The organism is Prevotella sp. P3-92 (assembly GCF_002251205.1).
Classification (GTDB): domain Bacteria; phylum Bacteroidota; class Bacteroidia; order Bacteroidales; family Bacteroidaceae; genus Prevotella.
This window is the reverse complement of the sequence record NZ_NPJE01000040.1, coordinates 35846-55475: the sequence shown is the minus strand read 5'-3', so window position 1 is coordinate 55475 and position 19630 is coordinate 35846. Positions and strand designations below refer to the sequence as shown.

Genomic DNA, 19630 nt, shown 5'->3' with positions numbered 1-19630 from the left:
GTCGAGCGTGAGCAGGCTCGACCGAAGGTCAGAGATATTCTGATGATTGATGCCACGCATCATCACATGAAATATCCCTGTGCACGATTCCTTCCTCGCCTGCCTCGGCATGCTTGTATTTTAGATCCGTTTATACCCAACAGTTTAAGATGATGCTGATGCCACTGACCTGTCCCTCTGGCATTTGCTCCGCTTTTCACCAGTTCTGCCGTTTTCCGAGCAAATGGCGACAAGGCTAAAGCAATAGCAATATCATCTTTTTTCTTCAAAGCTGTTTGATAAGCTGATGCCACTGACCTGTCCCTCTGGCATCCTCTGGCATCCGGGCACGCCTTTCCCGTACCCAATGAACCCTCCAAATCCGAAGTCCATCAGATACCCAGCCATCCCGTTATGACATGTACTGAGCCTTCTTCTCATTTTTCTCTCTTGTTTTACTGTGCTCGCTAATTTCCTTTCGAGCAGTTTGACAGGAGTCATCTTTTCTCATATTCTTTGCTATACACGACCTTCACCGTATGCCTCTATTTTCTTTTTTTTTAACAATTCCAAGACAGGAGCATCAATCAAGTGTTCGTCTGGGATTATAGGATCGTCATCTGGTAATATTGTTGAGTTATCCATATCATTTACTCCGACCTCCCAAGCTTCTCTGAACACAATATTTCTAACAGGGATAACTTGATTATATCGTTTCTCTTTGTTAAACATTGTTTCCTCAATGTTTTTGCTAAATTCCACAGCAGAAATGCCACATAAATGGCGCTGCTCAAATGCCTCTCTGAATCTGTCAATATTCTCTGTGGTTTCAGGTTCCATAGTATGGAATCTAGTTGCCTGCATAACGTATCTTCCTTTCAACTTTTCAACTTCTTTCATTGAAAAGACATCCTGTCCTACTTGCACTCTATACCATGCGGGATGCTTCTTACTCACATGCATAATAATAGATATTCTAATATTCAACTGCTTTTGTTTGAACAATTCTGCCCAACCCTCAAAAATCTGAATGCCAGCCTTAATATCCTTATAGCAGAACAATAGTATGGGTAACTCTATCGATTCTAAATCAACGAAAAAAGCGCATCCACTCCACTTCGCTTTATCCCATAATGGATAATCAATTATTGAAGCAATAGTATATGTTGCTTGCTTTCCTTTCCTCTCTTCAAATGGCTCAGAAAGGTCGTCCGCTCCCTGAAAGGCGTATTCTGCATCACCTTCTTCTTTCCAATCCCCAATAGTTGTTCTATACTGATCACCTATCAGATTTTTAGAGTCAGAGAGATACGACGTTAAAGTTGAAAGGCGATGCATCAATTTTTCCTTGGCCTGTTTATCCTCAAATAGTTTCATCAGATCATTTGTCATAGTATTCTGAGTAAACAGAAGAGCCAAAAACATACTTAGTGCTTCCCATAGTTTTTGGTCATCCAGGTCTTTTGTATTCACGTTAAATACATAATGGTTGGAAGATCGCCCTTTTAAAATCTCTGTTTTGCCGTTTGCAATTTCCACCACGTCAAAATGAATATGTCCCGTTGCAAATACAAAGTCCTTGAAATCCATGGTAGAACAGAGTATTTCAATAAAAGCGAGCACTGCTTCTGAGCACGTATGGAGCACTTCGTCACTTTTACTACTAGCAGTTATGCGACAACCATTAACAAGGGTTTCTATCTCGGTTGTTTCCTCTGCGATAAATGTTTTATAAAGGAAGAAACCATCCTCAACAAGCTTTCTTAACTTCTTTAACGCATCTGGGTCGTCCTTTAACAACTGACTAAACTCGTCACTCAATTTATCTTTATAGCCAAGCTTATAGAACATCACATCTGTAGGAACCATCAACTCCAAGCGATTAAAGATTTCTGGCAACATTGCATAGACTGGGCTGCTAACATCTCCTACCGACAATCTCACTGCAAGACAATTCTGTTCTTCTGCTATCATTTGCATTAGACGTTCATCTTGAAAATCGGGGTTCAAGTTTGTAAGCACGCAGCGCAAGTTGTAGAAATTCAAGAAATCTACCAACTGCCCAGAACGCAATGCAACCCTGCAGATTTCATGCAATACAGTAATCAGCAAATGGTCTGCATGACCTTGTATTTCTACTTGATGGAGCAGCATCATTGCTGCTTTCATCAACATAGCCTTGCCTGCATACAGCAAATCCTGATGAATATAAGCGACCCCAAGCAGTCCACAAGCCCTCACATATTCGGTCATGGTTTCTTCTTTGCCAAACATGATGATGCATTGGCCTAAGTGTCTAATGGCTTGTACATTATTATCAGCATCTAGATTCTGTTCACCTCGTCTCAATTGTATCTCAGCAGCTGTAATTTCTTGCTGGCGTTTAGATAGTATTTCAGAGAATTCATCTATAAGTCCTTCAAACTTCTCATTGTCTTTTACCGACAAACCTATCATATTAAGTATATCCTCATTACCCTCAATCGGAATGTCTACATGTCTTTCTGCTGCCTTAAGCGCTTTACTCAAATCGTCTATAAGGTCGTTCATCATATCATTGTCAGCAGAATTCTGTATCATTTTCATTTCTAGCCAATGAATGTGAATGTACAGGTAACTTGACTGACGTTTTTCATCATTCTTCAAATTTCGATGTAGCGACTCATAGAATATCGTTTCAGGTTCGATATCTATTTCTCTCTTGAATAGTTTAAGATGAGTAGCGGTCTCTATATTATGGTATAAAGTTACAAAACGTTCCACTCTGGCTACATTGATTTCTTCCTTCAACATCCCTTTCAACTTCAAGTAGCTGTCGTATGTGGCATCCGGGTTCTCTAGCCAATAGAATTCCGTCCAGCCTGCCTGATAGATGGCCTGATATAGTTGTTGCTTTGTACCGTATTGAGTAGCCAATCTCTCAGCTCGTTTCATACGCCCCCTCGTTTGAGTCGGGGGCAATTCCAGGCATCTGCTAAGAATTACAGCCTCAATAGCCAAGTCAACTAGTTCTGTATCAAATCGAGTTGCGCCTTGCCTTGTAATTATTTCCTCTTCAACTTCATTCAACCGCTCTTTTCTCTTCTTGTCACGTGGGCCAATTTCCTCAGTATTCTCGCAATACTCGGAACTAAGGTTCAGTTCTTTCACGGCTATATCCAAACACCCCTGACGGAACACTTTATCTACAAACCAGTTTTGGCTGAATATCTGAACTGGGACATTGTATTGTTTGGTGAGTGCATCTTCACAGTCTTTACTATCCTTTGATTTGATGAGCCTGTTTGAGAAGAAAAGAATCTTAGTGAAACCACGACCAGTTTTCACAATATTCTTTACATCACCCTTAACCTTTCCTTCCCAGTCCTCCTTACAACTAATGGCAAAAGCCCATTTCTCAGAGCCTCTACAGCCACCATCACATACATACCAACGTTCTGCAATTTCATCTGCAACTGGATGTGTTTCAAGATCGGTTTTTCCATCTCCACCTCCAGTTGGACCAGTCTGTGGTATTATGTTGGGAGTTATAAAACGCAAAGCAAGACTTTTGGTCAGGTTCTCGAACAGATCTTGTTTCATATCGTTCGAAAGCCTGTCCATTATATACTGGAAATGCTCCTCTGTTAAAGTCGATTTATACACAACTTTAGTATCCGAGAAGTATTCCGGCCTGAATTTCCTGTAATATTCATATGGTGTTAGCTCGTTCTTCATCGTTATAACGCTCGATTATTTACTTCATTATCATCTGCTTCACAAAAGAACCTGCCTTCAAAAGCACTTTCTTAAAACAAGACAATTCAACTTTGTTCTTTGCCTGTTCCTCTATCAAAGCCTTAATGACTACTTCTTTCTCTATGTTTTTGGGTATATAGATAAACTTAAACTGCTCACCTAAGTCATTAAAGTGCATTCTCCCCTTCGGATACAATGTCTCATACTTCTTGACCTTCCCATCTATATAAATTTGGAGCTCGCTCGTCGAGCCAAAACGGTCTTTCAACTTGGGCTCCAAAATCCACACATTATATTCTTCAATATTGAATTGCTCACAAAGGAATCGCTTGCAATCATCAGAGAGCACCCACAAATCAACACCGTCTTTTGAAATATCGCCCAAAGTGTCCCCAAAGAGATGCTTAAACTCAGACTTTGATTTCCATAACGGCTGAAGCTCATAGTTCCTTGTCAGCCATTGACGAATAAAGTAATCGTTCGGGAAACACTTCATCAACGAGACAAAGTCATCATCTGAGGGATACAGCAATGGTAAATTATATGAGCCAAATTGACAAGGAGCTGTAAAAGCCTTGATATTACAAAGTGTTTCTAAAGCCCTCTTTCGTAGCTGAGCATCATATGACATCACACCGTGAAGATGCCAATAGGCAGCTGACTTCATGGCCTCCTCCAACAGTTTCTGATCATACGCCACCACATGATGTGCAAACACGTTGTATTGTTGGAAGTGTTTTACACCAAGAACAGCCTCTATCTCATTAACTGCCTTATTCGAGAAACAGACCTTGTACTGGTCATTGTCATCAGCATCCTTGATAATAAAGATTTCAGCTACCAATCTTTCTACATCAATATTGTTGGTACTATAGCCTGCCATTGCAGCGTCTCTGCAAGCGTAGTCTAATCCGTCAGCATCTAGCACCTTACTATGCAACAATTCAACAAAGGCATTTTCGAAACTCTTCGCGGGATCAGAATACTTGCATCCAACTATCATTCTGGCTATAAACTCCATATCATAATCAGGTGCCTTCACGTAGTTTGGAAAACAAGTTATTGCCATAATGGCACTCATAATCTCATGGGGAGCAGAATTCCATTCCCTATCTTTCCAATCTTCAGTAAAGATCTTAGTATTAACTTTCTGCTCTAATGTAACTTTCAAGGCATTAGATTTATTATCGTAATAATCTTCAAATGTATGTGAGAACGGTGTATGACTCACGTCATGTAACAGACAGGCAATCAGATAATTCTTGGCCCTATCATCGAAATTCTCAGGCAGATTATCATGGCAGTTTTTTCTTACTGCCTTAACAATCTTCTCCCCAAGATGATATACGCCAAGTGAATGGATAAAACGGTCATGCCTCGCAGATGGGAACAATACCCTACATGAAGTCTGCTCCACTCGTCTCAACCTTTGGAAATATGGTGTATCAATCACGTAATCACAAATATCCTCAGGGATTGTGATATAACCGTGAACACTGTCTAATATTCTTTTTTCCTTTGTTTCCATAACGCTTTGACCTTCATATTCATTTCCGAATCTTGACTGTAGATAAGCTTACGCTCAAGCACTTTTTTCAGTTCACGCCCATTATATATAGTAACAGATGTTTCCGACACATGAACAAAGTGTGGGTATTGCCTTGCTACAGCATAAAACTCTCTGGACGATAAATCGGGCTGAATTGAAGATTCCTCCAGTTGAGATTTAATATAACTAATCTCACTTCCTATAATAGATTGCAATTCAGGATTGTCCTCCAATATAATCTGCAAGAAACGGAGTACTGTTAAATTTTTCATTCGTCTAATTATTGATATTGATTTAATCTCTTATACTGTTCACTCAACTCCATCAGTTCCTTAAACATCCCAAGCCTTGGTTCTTTCAGTTCACCTGCATTCATCAACTTCCGTTGCTGTTTCGTCCAATTGAGAAGTTCTCTTTCCGCCCCAACATATTTAGACGGATTACGATGGCGCGTCTCAATAAAACTAACCACTTCTTTATATCTTGTCAACCATCGTTCTTCTTGTGTCATCGTTTCTCGTCACTATTCCCAGTGGTTTTCCGTAGGGCTTTATTGTTCTGTATGTTGCGACATCGTTGCGACCTTCCATGTAGTCCCTGTGCTCAGTGGTTTTGCCGTTGAGAAAAGCTTCTCACTTCTTCCTCCACCTTCTTCATCAGCTGTGGTATCAACTGCTCTATAGCATAACACTAAACCTTACTACCGAAATTCATAGTCCGAGTAGTCGATATAGTTGGCCATAAACAGCAGATGAACTTTCTCTGCCAGTTCCACACTCACCCCGTCCAACATCTCATGAAGGGTTTTCAGGGTAATGCGCTTCTGCTTGTTTGCCGTCTCTTGCATCCTTATGCCATTTCTTAAAACCGACAAGCGGCCATATCCCTATTGGAAGTTGCTCTCAAACCAATAGTTCAATGACCGACTTGTCTGTGTATCACTTAAGGGAATCAACAATTCGCCTTTGACATTTGACCTTAGTTCTTTGACATATAAAAGGATGCGTACCACTCCGCGAACTTTCTCAATCCCTCTCTCAACGTGATCTTTGGTGTAAACCCGAAGTCACGTTCAAGGGCTGTGGCATCTGCATAGGTGGTGGGAACATCACCTGGCTGCATGGGAACGAGCTTCTTGTGGGCTTCAAAGTCGAAGTCTTCGGGAAGGACTCCTGCACGAACAAGCTCCTCTTGCAGGATATTTACGAAATCAAGCAGGTTCTCGGGCTGGCCACCACCGATATTATATACTGCGTATGGAGGGATGGGCAAGCCATCCTCACCCTTCTTGCGCACTGGAGCACCTTGCATCACTCGATACACGCCCTCTACGATGTCATCAACGTAGGTGAAGTCACGACGGCAGTTGCCGTAGTTGAAAATTTGGATAGTCTCGCCCTTCAGCAACTTGTTGGTGAATCCGAAGTATGCCATATCAGGACGACCAGCAGGGCCATATACTGTAAAGAAGCGCAAGCCTGTTGTGGGTATGTCATACAACTTAGAATAACAGTGAGCAAAGAGCTCATTGCTCTTCTTGGTAGCAGCATATAGCGACACAGGATTATCCACTCTGTCATCTGTACTGAATGGTACCTTCTTGTTGCCACCATATACGCTTGATGAAGAAGCATATACCAAATGCTCTACAGGGTTATGCCTGCACGCCTCCAAGATGTTATAGAAGCCAATCATGTTGCTCTGTATATAGGCATCAGGATTGGTGATACTATAGCGCACACCTGCCTGTGCTGCCAGATTTACCACCACGTCAAAGTGGTACTTCTCGAACAGTCCATCAATCAGTGCCTTGTCAGCTAAGTCACCCTTTACGAACTCATATTCAATTCCCGCAGGTTTAGCCTTCTCAATCTCACTGAGACGGTAATTTTTCAGTGTCGGATCATAATAATCATTCAGATTATCCAGTCCAACAATAGTACCCTCGCTCATTTCTTTAAATAAGCGTAGCACCAAGTTCGAGCCAATAAATCCAGCACTTCCGGTAACCAATATCGTCTTCATTCTTCAATTTTCAATTTTCAATCTTCAATCTTCTATCAGTCCCTCTTGAAAATATCGCGAGTATATACTTTCTCCTGCACATCATCCAGTGCCTCGTCGTAGCGGTTGGCAATAATGGCATCACTCTGCTTTTTAAACTCATCAAGGCTATTCACAATCTTCGACCCGAAGAAGGTTTCACCATCTTTCAGCGTAGGCTCATAGATGATGATATTAGCACCTTTTGCCTTCACGCGTTTCATAATGCCCTGGATCGCACTCTGACGGAAATTATCCGAATTAGACTTCATCGTCAGACGGAACACGCCGATGGTCACATCCTTCTCTGCGCTCTCGTTCCAGTCACTATTGGCAGTATAATAGCCTGCTTTGCGCAGCACCTCATCAGCAATAAAGTCCTTACGCGTACGATTACTCTCCACGATAGCCGTCATCATGTTCTGTGGTACATCCGCATAGTTGGCCAACAACTGCTTAGTGTCCTTAGGCAAAAAATAACCGCCATATCCGAACGAAGGATTATTATAGTGCGTTCCGATACGAGGATCTAGACCTACGCCCGATATGATAGCCTGACTGTCCAGACCCTTCACCTCAGCGTATGTATCCAACTCATTGAAGTACGACACACGCAGTGCCAGATATGTATTTGCAAACAACTTCACGGCCTCTGCCTCGGTCATGCCCATAAACAAGGTATCGATATTCTCCTTGATAGCACCCTCCTGCAGAAGTCCTGCAAATGTCTTAGCCTTCTCCTCTGCCTCAGGATTACCGATAGCTGTAATGGCAGCATTCTCCTCGTCCCACTTCCTGTTTCTATCAGCAGGCAATATCTTTGGATAGCCAACAATGATGCGAGAGGGATAAAGGTTGTCATACAGTGCCTTGCTCTCACGAAGGAACTCCGGTGAGAATAACAAGTTAAACTTCTTTCCTTTCAACTCTGGATCAGTCAAGAACTTCAGTGCGTACTTTACATACAGAGAACGACAATACCCGACAGGGATAGTACTCTTAATGACCATCACTGCATCAGGATTCACACTCAGCACGAGGTCAATCACATCCTCAATATGATGCGTATCAAAGAAATTCTTCTGCGGGTCATAGTTCGTCGGAGCCGCAATCACAACATAGTCAGCATCCTTATAGGCAGTCTTACCATCCAGCGTTGCCGTCAAGTCAAGCTCCTTCTCTGCTAAATACTTCTCAATATACTCATCCTGAATAGGCGAGATTTTTTTGTTGATTTTCTCCACCTTTTCAGGTATCACGTCAACAGCTGTTACGTGGTTCTTCTGTGCCAACAAAGTGGCGATACTCATACCGACATAGCCGGTTCCTGCTACTGCAATTTTCATTGTATAATAAGTTTTTATTCGTTAGATTCGTGAAATTCGTATTCGTTACTTACCGTATTTCTCAACGGTTTGACCTTCGGTCGAGCCTGCTCACGCTCGGCATCCAAAATCAAATTTTGCCTGCTCTCGCTAACTCGCAGGCTTCATAATAAGTATCGAGGCTGCCGATGTCAAATCTTCCTGCACTCATGGGCCAAGCATGCATGGTAGTATGTTCCACCATATAGTGAGCAAGATTACCTGGCGCATCCTTGCCACAGCCATTCTCTACAGAGTGACGAACCAGATCTAGGTCTTTCTTCAGATAGATATAGAACGGAGGCACTGCCCAGTGGCTCTTAGGCACCTGCGGTTTCTCTTCCATGCCTAACACCTTGTTGTTGGCATCTAGTTCCACTACACCTGTTCGCTGTAGCTTCTCTATCGAGGGCTGCTCATGGCACATGATACACGATGTGCCTTTGGCACGAGCAAAGTCCACGAACTCCTGGAACGAGAAAAACAACAGGTTATCTGCAGCGACTACCAACAAGTCATCATCGATGTGGAACTTATCCATTGCAAACAACAAATCGCATACAGCTCCAAGACGAGTTTCATTTGTCTCTGTTCCATCATCAACTATCGTGATGGGCTTCTGCCATCGACGGTCTGCAGTCTGAGGGCTAAGGTCTAAGGCAGCCTTTGTCTTTTGACCTTCGTCCTTTGACCATTGCTCTTTCGCCCATTGGGCGAATATCGGCGCAAACTTATGATTCGTAATAATGATATGCTCGTCAATTTCAGGAATCCTGTCTATGTCGTCGAGCATTCTACCCAAGATAGTGTTATCACCTATCTTCAGCAATGGCTTCGGAAAGTTCCTTGTCAACTCACCAAGCCTCGTTGCATATCCAGCAGCAATTACAATATTCTTCACTTCTATAGTTGTTAGTTATGAGTTATGAGTGATTAGTGATTAATACATGTCACACTTAAGTTCTTTTTCTTTGTGATAATGATGCTTGTAAGCAACTTCATTATTTCGATATTATCAGCCATCAATGAATTGTACATCTTTTCATCAATATACTTTCCATAAAATGCAAGTTCAAGCCAATAACTAGTTTCACTGCATTCTTTCTGGCTGATAGACATTTTTGATATGAAATCTGCAGGACTTTGAGCATATTGCGCTTCAGCAATGTTGGCACCTATACTTGTGCCACATCTGAAAAGTTGATCACACAAACTGTATTTCTTATATTTGCTCAGAATGTAATCTGTGCAATCCATAATACGATGTGCAAATGCAATGCTCTTTTCCTCAACTACTGATCTCATATCACTAAACACTGACCATTAATCACTGAACACTAAGGAATCGTGCACCGTCATCTGGTTTCACCCAAAACACTTGGAATGTCTTTTCATATTCGGGGAACTGTTCCAGATACTTCTCTGTGAGCACCTTCTGAATTTCCTCCTTATAGGCTGGATCTACGAGTGCAATACAAGCCCCCTTGAAGCCAGCTCCAGAGAAGCGACCACCATACACTCCAGGTAACTGGCGCATTATCTCATAGATAGCTATGAGCTCAGGTGAGCCACACTCATAGTTGTGGATGCTACTCTCGCACGAGTCAAAACTCAGTTTGCCGAATAATTGCAGATTACCCGTTTCCCATGCTGTCACTCCCTGACGCACACGGCGGTACTCACTATAAAAATGTTCTGCACGCCGTGCAAAACGCTGTGGCATAGCAATACGCGTCTTATCAAACGTTGCTTTAGGGATATCCCTCAGGAACGTCTTATCAAACGCCTTCAGTGGCTGGTCTGTATAAGCCAACATATTCCACGCCGCAGTCTTACACTCATACACCCTCAGGTTATAATCTGAGTTAACCAGCGAACGTGTTAGTCCAGAGAAGAAGATACCAATCTCAAAATCTGGCATGTCAACATTGCGCTTAATGATACGCCAGTCGTTCGAATCACAATCTAAAAACAAAAGACCGTCCTTCTTCCCCAATGCAATACAAGCCTGGTCAAGCAGACCATTATTCAGTCCGATATACTCACGCTCAGCCTCTGATGCAATTTTCACCACCTCAAACGGCTGAAGAGCTATATCATTCGCCTTTGCAAACGCCATCACATACGCTATCAGCACAGCAGCAGAAGAAGACAAACCACCTACAGGCAGCGAACCTTGAATGACGCCCTCTATACCATGACTCAACTCAAATCGCTTACGAAGAGCATATTTTGCGCCACGAGCATAATCCCCCCAATGTCTTTCTTTTACCTGTGATGGCGTATTGACATGGAACTCCACATCACCCTCAAACGTCCGGGATGATAGCTTTACGAGACTATCCTCCCTTACATTAAACCACAGGTCAACACCTTTATCGATTGCGAAGCCCGTCACTAGTCCATGCTGGTGGTCAACGTGTGCCCCCAATGGGCAGACCCTATATGGGCTGAATATATGATATTGATACTTATCCATTGTATTATTCCTTTTTTTTACCCCATTGAGGTACAAACAAGTAACTACAGAATTGCCAGATGGCTATCAAAAGGCTCTTCATCCAATGATGTTTTCCTTGATGGTGTCAACAATGTATTTCACATCATCGTCGCTGACATACGGGCCTGCAGGTAGACACATTCCGACTTTAAACAATGCTTCTGATACGCCATTAACGTAAGCTGGGACATCCTTATAGCATGGCTGTTTGTGCATTGGCTTCCATACAGGTCGTGCTTCAATCTGCGCTTTGTCGAGAGCTACGCGCATGGCTTCAACATTGGTATTGGGTTCACAATCGGTATGTGCAGACTCTGCTGCATGAATGACACCTGCCGCACCACCAACAGCTCCAGTCACGATGGTCTTATAAGCGTCCTCCTGCCCCTTCACCTTCACATTCTCATCGATAGTGATGGTGCAAAGCCAGTAGTTAGAGTCATAATCACCATTATTAGGCTGAGAATGTACATGTACTCCTGGCACATTAGCCAACAGTTCTTCGTACATCTTCTGCACATGCTTGTGATGAGCAAGGTGGTCATTCACCACAGTCATCTGGCCACGACCAATACCAGCGCAAATGTTACTCATACGATAGTTATAACCTATCTTCTCATGCTGATAGTAAGGATAGCTCTCACGATACTGAGTGGCGTACATCATAATCTCGCGCCAGTGGTCATCATCCTCTGTTATCAGAGCACCACCACCGCTGGTAGTAATCATCTTATTGCCATTGAACGACAGCACACCATACTTTCCAAACGTGCCGAGCACCTGCCCTTTATACTTTGAGCCAAAACCTTCAGCAGCATCCTCCACTACGGGAATTCCGTACTTATTGGCTATCTCCATAATGCGATCAGCTTTATATGGCATACCATAGAGTGCTACAGGAACAATTGCCGCAGGATATTTGCCCGCCTTTTCTTTCCGGTCAACAATGGCTTTCTCCAAAAGTTCTGGGTCAATATTCCAAGTGTCAGGCTCTGAGTCCACAAGCACAGGTGTAGCGCCTAGATAAGTTACAGGGTGAGTTGATGCACAGAATGTAAAACTCTGTACTATCACCTCATCACCAGGCTTCACACCACAGTTCAACAATCCCAGATGCACAGCAGCAGTTCCTGCAGACAATGCAACGACGCGTTTTCCCTCACCTACGAAATCTTCAAGGTCTTTCTCGAATCCATTCACATTTGGCCCCAAGGGCACAACCCAATTAGTGTCAAAGGCTTCCTTTACATACTTTTGTTCCATTCCGTCCTCGCTCATATGAGCCAGACAGAGGTAAATTCTTTTTCTTTCAGACATATTGCATTCTTAAATTAGTTCTCCATTATATTCCATTTTCTTACCAAGTACAGTACATAATATCATTTGTATATCCTTCACAAACGAATAATGTCTGTAGTAATAGCAATTCAGTCGTACCTTATCAGGATAGATAACCGTATCATTATACTCTACGGCTATCTCCTGCATGGGGCGAGCATCACCGTTTTTCTGTTTCTGAGCAACATACTCAGAAATCATTTCGTCTTCGAGCCTATACTTCAGCGTAGCAGGCCCAGTAATCCCCGGCCTCAATTTCAGCACATCCCTATCCGAACCTTGGAGCTTATCAGCATAGCCTGGAACATCTGGCCTTGGCCCGACGAAGCTCATGTTACCGATGAGAACATCCCAAAGTCCGGGCAGTTCATCAATCTTATAATGCCGTAATGTTGCGCCAAAAGGAGTGATACGACTGTCCCCAGCCACGGAAACCGTGCTACCATTATGCTTCACCATCATCGTGCGAAACTTATGGCAGTCGAACAACTTACCATCCTTACCAATGCGCTTCTGTACAAAGAAAGCAGGGCCTCCCGGCATTTTTATTTTCACCAATATTGCCACTATCAGCAATACTGGCCACAAAAACAACAATCCGATTAGCGACACCAATCGGTCAAATATCCATTTAAAAATCATTGTATTCAGTTTAGAACTTGAATCTTATTCCGTACAATATTCCCTTCCCAGATAATCAGGGAACAGGTCTGTCTCATAATACTTATGGGCAAGTAAGCGCAGGAATCCATACCCTTTACTATCAGTACGATATTTTATACTCTTATATTTTTTCCTGAACTTCTGTTTAAACTCATCTAAGGTTTCTGGCAGCTTGATACTTGTTTCTACTGAGATTTCCTTGTGCAATCGATGCTCAAAAAGCGATTGCTCTATATCATACTCTGATATTTCCGGATAGGCCACCTGCAAATCAACTTCCGACTCTTCCACAGCCTTCTTCAGTAGCGTATAGAACTCAGGAATATTCAAGTATGAGATAAGTTCAAACATCACAGTCAATAACAACGATGAGTCACAACAGTATTCATCAGATTTTGTAATCAGGCTTTTTGCTAACGCCATTCGGTTTCCACTCAGTTCTGGCCACATCTTCTGGTTCCTATAGCGTTGAATAAGGTTCAATACTGTATCCATCACAAATTGACCCAAGCAATCTGCATCGTCTTGCGACTTTATCCTGAATATCATATATCTGAACACCATCAATATGGGAATTGTATGCGTGTCAAGCAGAGGAACGGTACATGCAGAATTGTTTCTTATAATGGCCTTCAACGCATCCATCCGTATTTGTCCTACCTTCTCATAGTCTGCGCCACATGCCTCCGTCATGACGTAAAAATAAATTAAATCACTTAAGAATTCATAACAACGCAATGGATAGAACACCTGCTCTGTTAATGAGGACTGGAAACTATACAGTCCTTTTCTGAGATTAGCAAACTGAAGAATTTTGTTGATGTACTCCTCGTAAATCTGCATCTGGAGCATCACCAAGCCATAGAACAAAGAAAGTATCGACGATTTCTTCTCTCTCTTTCCTCTCAATATCCATGCCCAAGTCTTCAACACGATGGTATCTATGCAGAATTTGGCGGGATAAAGGTTGTTCGACTCCCTTGCATAGTAGTACATCATGGCACCTATCAAACGTAACGTCCCGAAATAGTTGAGTACTACGCGACGGTTATCATGTTTCTCCTTCTCTAACTTTTCTATCTGATAATCCACAAGTGCTACAAGGTCTGAGAAATCGTTCTCTTCAGCATCTTGCAATACCAGGACTTTTTTGAACAGCTTGTAACTCTTATCATCTGCAAGCAGCGTTTCATCAAACAAATAATCAGAGAATAGTGCCGTCAGTCTCTCCAAATCCCATCTCTCAAAATTACCTTCTGGAAATTCTGTTTTAATGAACCCGTTGAGCGTAGGCATTACATTTGCCTCTGCGAATCCGTTGTGTGCAAATACATATTGCCTGGGATAATCCTTCAATCCGGGAATACCAGCATCTTCATACTCGGTATATTTAGATGCCCTCAACGACTCTATCAGTCCATCCTTGGCATTGAGATTCCTATCAGTAATGTCCTTTGCTACAAAGCCTTTCAGTTCAAAAAGGTAAAGAGTCGGAACTCCTTTCAGTTTTTTGACAGCAATAACATCACGACCGTATTGTGATTGCCCCTTCGATTGCTTTGGAGTAGACAATATCCTAAAGCCCATCCTCTCCAACAATATTGGAAAGATGAAGTCAAGCTCACCATCCTCTTTCAAGGAGGCAACATATTGCTTAATGATTTCCTGTCGTATCATCCCAGTCTTTCATTATTTCACCTATCCATTTCCGCATTTCAAAGGGAGTCTGCGATTCATTCATCAACGGTGCTGGTGCCGAGAACTGTATCTTTGGCAGTTTTTGAGTCCTCCCATCTGGCATGCGCCATCCTTCACCACGGGCCAGTACAACCTTGCGGGCCAGTTCTTGCCAAAGATATTTATGACCGTTTTCTGCCTCCTTGATCTGGCTTTGCATAAACTCTCTTTCCACTCGTCTGGCCTCGCGGTATTCTTTTCCATAGGTATATTCAGGTGCCAGTTCTTTCAGTTCACGTCGTTTTTGGATTACATTCCACCGTTTTTCCACATAGTTTTTGATAGTCTTAGCGTTCTTGCCTTTTATATTCAATCTGTCCAAAGCAGAGCTCACATGCCCCATATAATCGTCCGTATAGGGTTGGAGAATTGCCATTACAAATCCTTTCACCTTTTCACTACCAGTCTTTAGCAGTGGCAACACCTTTGGAAGCCGCCTCTCCGGGTTCCCATGATCCTGCAGCATGAAATACGCAAATACGCATTGCAGTGACTCGTCAAAGTCTGCAGGATTGAAATCCGTTGTATCCAAGTGATATTGGTCCCAAAGTTGTCTGCCTACTTTTCTATATGCTCCTTGTGTGTGAACGATAAACAGAAGTACCAACTTAACAAAGTTCTCACGGTCATCATTTAGCCGATGTAGACAATGATCCATTTTCAAGACATCATCAGGCGACATTGTTTCAGCCACCTTGACTATTACCTTTGCCAATAAATCGGGACTCTTGTGCTTTGCTGCAATTGTGTTATCTATAGTTGCGAGACTGTCACTATCCTTGCCAAGTTTCTCTATCAGTAGTAAGACCAACTTTTCCAAGAATTCTGTCGTATCCTTTACCCTTAACATCCAATTGCAGATGTAGCGCGTATATTCCTCCGTGTTCCCTCCTTCCAGAAGTTCGCAAATTCTTTTTTCGCAATCTACCTTCCTGTTTCCATCTAATCCAAGTTGTTCCTTCAGCAGGAAAGCCATCAACGAGGTTAAAGCACAATCAGTAAAGGTGATAGCGATGTCATAAGCCTTCTCATGTACGTCTTTCTTCAAATCCAACGCTCCGCAATAAGCATCGGCAAAATCGTTCTGGTGTTCCATGGGAGGAAACACCTCACAATATTTTTGAAAGTCATTCTCCATCAACCCTGCCAATATACCCGTCCTATATCGCTCCAAACCATCCATCAGTTCCAATCCATGATCAAAACTATGCCTTGCGTATGTCTGCGCTACATTACCAAGCATTCCCTCTGCGTCTTTCTGCTTGTCAGCAAATGACATGATAACTCGTCGCATGAAGCCAGGTTCCCATTCTGCAACCTCTGCTAATAAATATAAGGAATATACCCAACTCCAGATATGCGCACCTTTAGGAACGTCAATCTGCCCATTCTTTTCATTTGCTATATAGGCAGTCGCTACAGCATAATAGGCGTTTTCATTATCTAACCCAAAGTCTAATGAATCGACAACATCCTCCTGGTCAGCCCATTTCTCCAATAAGTCGCTAAATTCAAACTCTCCCTTCTCTGCCTTCTCATTCAAGAATTTTACCATCTTCATGAGAGGTTCGGGAAGCCCAGCAATGATGTTCCGTCCTGTAAACATACGAATATTACAATTTACCAATCTGCTTCTTCAGCCAATTGTTCATACCTATATTCACAATATCAGCTTCATATTCAGTAGCGAAGACACCAATGGGAGAAAACAATGATTTGTATTCATCCTTCATGTTCTTATAAATGAAATTCGATAATATTACATTCTTTGTACCTTGGCTCAATTGATGTTCCGTTTCACTGAATATCTTCCCGGTCATCAGACTTCCTTGTTCTCCTACTGGCACAGCGAATACCTTTCCGAAGTCCACTGCTGTCCTGACCTTAAATTTGATACCAGTTTCCTTACGAATCTTGTAGTTGATGACATCCGTCAGGCTGATAATTCTTCCTGCCACATCCACCATCGCATCGATGTGAGGCTTTTTGGTCGTGTTAAACACAGCCCTCAGTCTCTCACCATCCCAGTCGAAATACAGCAATAAAGGCTGGCAGGCAACCAAATCATACATCTGTGTCAGCAGGATGTCATACACTCTTGCATAGTCCTCGACATTCCCATCTTCCGCGCCCGTAACATCGAACACCACAACCATTACTGTTGCATCAATAAAGGCACCTCTCGCCCCTCCCAACTTCTCTGCAGAATAGGATCCAAGTCGTGGTATCACACTACCCGAATGCAGTATGCTATCTATAGTGGCCAGAGATTGCTCAAAATTGAATTTAATATCTGTGGGCTTCATATTCGTTGTTGCTCCATTTAAATTTTGCCTGTCGGCTTTGTGAAATGGTTGCCAGCAGGTAGTCTTCTATCCGTTTGTCGCTCCATTTCCTTTCCGTCAACAGACCTTCACGCTTGCTCATGGCCTTTGCCACCAGCATATATTCGTTCAACAGGGACGTGGCGAAGATTCCCTTATCGTCTGTGTTGATTGTTACAGGCAGATGCTTTCCCCAGAATCTCGATGGACTATTCTGCCTGAACAACGGCAGCTCGTCATAACGCTCCATGGTACTGAGCATCAAGTTCGATGTTGGGTTACTCTCAATCGTCACACCTATTTTCTCCAACCGCTTCATCATCACCTTCTGTAGTTTATTCATCAGCAGCATATAGTCTCTGCTGATTTTCCATTTCACGGCATCGTTGCCCCTTGTGTTAAGGGCAGCATCCGTCTGCATCTTGTATGCAATCTTAACCGCATTGCCGTCTTCCCGACTTTTCACACATCGCTCATGCTGGCATTTCATGGTGCGCTCCCATGCAGGGTGTGCACCGCCACTTATCGTTCCCGCTACATCACTTCTCAACCACATGGCGTGGTAATAGGTATTCATGCTCGGTCTGTTACTGCCAAACACTAGTGTCATGAGCTGTTTGATGCCCTTTGCCATTCTCACCGCTAAAGCCTGAGGAATAGCAACTCTCTCTTCCTGACACGTCATCGCCGTCCAAACCATATTGTCAAGCATCACCTGACAGGGCATTGTCACCACCCAATGCTTACGCTGATAGAAATCGTATGTGTCGATTCCCATTGCCACACAATGTCCTAATCGCCATCCTGTCTCTACACCAAGAAACACAATTGTCTCGTCAATAGCTCTCAGTCCGTCGGCTATGTCATAAAAGTCTTCCCCGACATGCATGGTGAAGTTCCTGTGCCCTCTTTCGCGTAGATAACGATAGTAGTGTCCCAACTCTGCTGGGCGGCATTGCAATTCCTCTCCAGCCGCATCAAAGCCGGTCAATTTTATTCTTTTCTTGTTTTTATTTTCTTTCATGGTATCTTTTTCCCTCAAGTGGTTTTCCAGCAGGTCATGTACCAACAAACGCGTTGGTTCTTCTACCTTCTTTTTCTGAAATGTCTTGCTCAAATGCACCACATAGTCCACCTTCCCTTTCTGTTTCTTATCAAGCCATTCCGCATCGCCAAAGATGCTGCGGTTCAGACTCTCACCTTCAACCATCGCTATTTCATGTGGAGTAGCATTCACTCGAAGTTCCAGTTCATCCTCCGTTCCTGGTCGGATACTTGTTTGATAGGCAAAACGCATGGCCACATCCTTCAGCCTGTCAGGAACAAACCTGTTCTTTCTACGATTGAAGTCCATAAAGTAATAGAGTCCACGGTGTGAATGGTCGATAACCAATTGCCTCCTGAATGCAGTCTTAATGAGACAATAAAGATACACATATCGCGCAATCTTTCTCGCCTTCTTATTGCCAGTCTGATAGTCACAAAAGAAGAGATAAAGCAATCTCCGTTCTCCATGATACAGCATATAGGGCGACTGTAACTTGTCATCAACAAAGTCTTTTCTAATGGCATAGTCTATCGACAAGCCTTCGGTCGTATTCTTCGCATTATGAACAGCTATTTCCACAAGTGTTTTCACCCAGCAACGTCTTGATCGGAAACCCTTTTCCAATCCTGCCAACACTTTCATGTCATCGGAAAACTGCTCGCCAAAGGCGTTATTGTTGCCATCTAAATAGTAGCTGTACAGCGCATAGCGTATTCTTGCCGCCATCACGCTCCACACCTTCAGCTCGCCCATATCCTCCAGCGCATCATCATCCTCAAAGCCACCATTCATTAGTCCTATCCAGTTCAGAATAAAAGGATATCCAGCGCCGCCTAAGTGGGCATGAATATCACAAAGTCCTTCGCTGCTCAGTGTCTGTGCCACCTTCCCACCACAAGGCAGTATGTCTTCCCAGACATAACTCTTCAGTTCCTTCTTATGTTGATAGGCCAGAAACATACATGCCATCATGTCCTCACCTATCAGTCTTGTAATACCATTCCACCGCAGCAGATGCTTATAACTGGCATAAAGATTGTTATTTTCTTCGTTCAGAAAAATATTTGCGCAACGCAATAGCACCTTGAATGCTCCGTCCAACGGTGTCGTCAGATTATTCGGTTTGATGCCACCTATCCAACTATTCTCTACAAGATTACTGATAGCCTTTGCCTCTCCCATATTGAGCGTAGTGTGGTGGTCATGCAACGTCTGTTCCATGGTATTATAGTACCACTTCCCGTCACCACCGTTACCTCTCACAATGAGATTTTCTACGACCGCCTTTATCGGATAGTCATAGAACATGGCTTGTATAGCTATCTTCTCAACGTCCATTTGGTGCTT

Annotated in this window: 17 protein-coding genes; all 17 read right to left on the bottom strand. The window is 43.0% G+C overall.

The window, feature by feature from the left end:
* Positions 1 to 62 precede the first annotated feature (62 nt).
* Positions 63 to 269 carry a hypothetical protein gene (locus tag CIK93_RS13430; protein ID WP_144007575.1) on the bottom strand — a complete coding sequence of 69 codons (207 nt, stop codon included), beginning with the start codon at positions 267 to 269 and terminating at the stop codon, positions 63 to 65.
* Between the two features lie 229 nt (positions 270 to 498).
* Positions 499 to 3561: a hypothetical protein gene (locus tag CIK93_RS06215; protein ID WP_144007576.1), complete on the bottom strand. Its 3063-nt coding sequence runs from the start codon at positions 3559 to 3561 to the stop codon at positions 499 to 501.
* 154 nt (positions 3562 to 3715) lie between these two features.
* Positions 3716 to 5245, bottom strand: coding sequence for an HD domain-containing protein (locus tag CIK93_RS06210; RefSeq protein ID WP_094446908.1), 1530 nt, complete (start codon positions 5243 to 5245; stop codon positions 3716 to 3718).
* A complete protein-coding gene (locus tag CIK93_RS06205; protein ID WP_094446907.1) occupies positions 5218 to 5538 on the bottom strand; it encodes a hypothetical protein in 321 nt (106 codons plus the stop codon). Before CIK93_RS06205 ends, CIK93_RS06210 begins: the two co-directional genes overlap by 28 nt.
* An 8-nt stretch (positions 5539 to 5546) precedes the next feature.
* Positions 5547 to 5777, bottom strand: a complete 231-nt coding sequence (locus tag CIK93_RS06200) for a hypothetical protein (RefSeq protein WP_094446906.1) — start codon at positions 5775 to 5777, stop codon at positions 5547 to 5549.
* Between the two features lie 189 nt (positions 5778 to 5966).
* Entirely contained in the window at positions 5967 to 6113 is a 147-nt protein-coding gene (locus CIK93_RS13635) for a hypothetical protein (protein WP_158215482.1), read from the bottom strand.
* Between the two features lie 131 nt (positions 6114 to 6244).
* The gene (locus tag CIK93_RS06195) at positions 6245 to 7291 is read right to left on the bottom strand and encodes an NAD-dependent epimerase/dehydratase family protein (protein WP_094446905.1); all 1047 of its coding nucleotides are present in this window, start codon (positions 7289 to 7291) and stop codon (positions 6245 to 6247) included.
* Positions 7292 to 7326: 35 nt separating this feature from the next.
* The gene (locus CIK93_RS06190; protein ID WP_144269533.1) at positions 7327 to 8655 is read right to left on the bottom strand and encodes a nucleotide sugar dehydrogenase; all 1329 of its coding nucleotides are present in this window, start codon (positions 8653 to 8655) and stop codon (positions 7327 to 7329) included.
* Between the two features lie 109 nt (positions 8656 to 8764).
* Entirely contained in the window at positions 8765 to 9574 is an 810-nt protein-coding gene (locus CIK93_RS06185; protein ID WP_094446903.1) for a nucleotidyltransferase family protein, read from the bottom strand.
* A gap of 32 nt (positions 9575 to 9606) precedes the next feature.
* Entirely contained in the window at positions 9607 to 9978 is a 372-nt protein-coding gene (locus tag CIK93_RS06180; protein WP_094436334.1) for a four helix bundle protein, read from the bottom strand.
* A gap of 22 nt (positions 9979 to 10000) precedes the next feature.
* On the bottom strand, positions 10001 to 11152 hold the full coding sequence (locus CIK93_RS06175) for a galactokinase family protein (protein ID WP_094446902.1): 1152 nt from the start codon (positions 11150 to 11152) through the stop codon (positions 10001 to 10003).
* Between the two features lie 78 nt (positions 11153 to 11230).
* Complete coding sequence (locus CIK93_RS06170; protein WP_094446901.1) at positions 11231 to 12490, bottom strand: DegT/DnrJ/EryC1/StrS aminotransferase family protein; 1260 nt, start codon at positions 12488 to 12490, stop codon at positions 11231 to 11233.
* A 9-nt stretch (positions 12491 to 12499) separates the two neighbouring features.
* Positions 12500 to 13153 carry a sugar transferase gene (locus tag CIK93_RS06165; RefSeq protein WP_094446900.1) on the bottom strand — a complete coding sequence of 218 codons (654 nt, stop codon included), beginning with the start codon at positions 13151 to 13153 and terminating at the stop codon, positions 12500 to 12502.
* A 24-nt stretch (positions 13154 to 13177) separates the two neighbouring features.
* Positions 13178 to 14851 (bottom strand): hypothetical protein, encoded by a 1674-nt coding sequence (locus CIK93_RS06160; protein ID WP_094446899.1) that lies wholly within the window; start codon positions 14849 to 14851, stop codon positions 13178 to 13180.
* Positions 14829 to 16466, bottom strand: coding sequence for a hypothetical protein (locus CIK93_RS06155; RefSeq protein ID WP_144007578.1), 1638 nt, complete (start codon positions 16464 to 16466; stop codon positions 14829 to 14831). Before CIK93_RS06155 ends, CIK93_RS06160 begins: the two co-directional genes overlap by 23 nt.
* Before the next feature lie 58 nt (positions 16467 to 16524).
* On the bottom strand, positions 16525 to 17217 hold the full coding sequence (locus CIK93_RS06150; RefSeq protein ID WP_094446897.1) for a hypothetical protein: 693 nt from the start codon (positions 17215 to 17217) through the stop codon (positions 16525 to 16527).
* On the bottom strand, positions 17198 to 19621 hold the full coding sequence (locus CIK93_RS06145) for a hypothetical protein (protein ID WP_094446896.1): 2424 nt from the start codon (positions 19619 to 19621) through the stop codon (positions 17198 to 17200). Before CIK93_RS06145 ends, CIK93_RS06150 begins: the two co-directional genes overlap by 20 nt.
* Positions 19622 to 19630 lie beyond the last annotated feature (9 nt).